Origin of the sequence: Photobacterium sp. SP02 (assembly GCF_038519165.1) — a bacterium.
Lineage (GTDB): Bacteria > Pseudomonadota > Gammaproteobacteria > Enterobacterales > Vibrionaceae > Photobacterium > Photobacterium halotolerans.
In genome coordinates this window covers 1-900 of record NZ_JASJOJ010000149.1, presented here as the reverse complement: position 1 = coordinate 900, position 900 = coordinate 1, and the positions used below count along the sequence as shown (strand labels likewise).

Sequence of the window (900 nt, the reverse complement as noted above, 5' to 3'; positions counted from 1 at the left end):
GATTGACCGAAGTAATCCAGGTGAAAGTGATACTGTTAGAATTTTGATTCAATGGCCTGATGACAGTCAAAGCTATGTGGTTTTTAGCGAGTGTTATTTTTTTGAAGCTAAAATGAATTTTGGTGTTATTGCAGAAGAGAGTATTTTGGGGGCTGATTGTAATAATTACGATGAACAGATTCTAACCGTTCAGAGTAAATGGTCATCATTAGGTGTAGGGCTAGATAAATTACTTTGTTACAAAATATATACTAACTCTACAAATAGCACTTTAAAAATATATGCTTTATCTATGGAAGTTCTATAAGCCCGCATTAGTGGGCTTGTTAATCTCTTAGTTGCTCGCCTTTCCGAATCCTAACTTCTGGACTGATATTTAATTATCAGACTTTCTAGCACTTTCCGCGGCTGCTCAGGACAGTCGCCCTAAAGAAAAGCTGGTTGCAGGATCTAAGAAAGCTGGGTGAACCGCTATTCTAATCTCGTTTGGAATACCGATTTACCTGATTTTCAGGCGAACAGAAGTAACGACGCAGAACGTTTAGTTGGTTACCAGCGCGAGCGGGTGATCAGCGCAGATGCCGGAAATGGTGAAACGACACTGCTATCCAGCATCGAAGTGACCGCTGCCTATACTTATGATCCTCTGGGACGCCGGATCAGCAAAACCGTCAATGGTGAGCAAACGCAGTTCTACTGGCTGGGGAACACTTTACTCCGTGAAAACGGCCCTCAGGGTCAGAAAGACTATACCTACGGCGCCACAGGCTACGCCCCCGTCACTGTCGATGCAGACGGTCAGATTTCAGATGTGCTGAGTGATCACCTGTCCGCCCCGGTCGGGCTGATTCAGGCACAAAACCTGATCTGGCAACAGGCGAGAAGCCCGTTTGGGAAAGC

The 900-nt window shown here is 45.1% G+C and carries 2 protein-coding genes; both read left to right on the top strand.

From position 1 onward, the window contains the following. On the top strand, nt 1–307 hold a 307-nt coding region (locus tag P0Y67_RS22685; protein ID WP_342393704.1), incomplete at its 5' end, for a hypothetical protein. Nucleotides 308–463: 156 nt separating this feature from the next. Further along, on the top strand, nt 464–900 hold a 437-nt coding region (locus tag P0Y67_RS22680; protein WP_342393703.1), incomplete at its 3' end, for a hypothetical protein.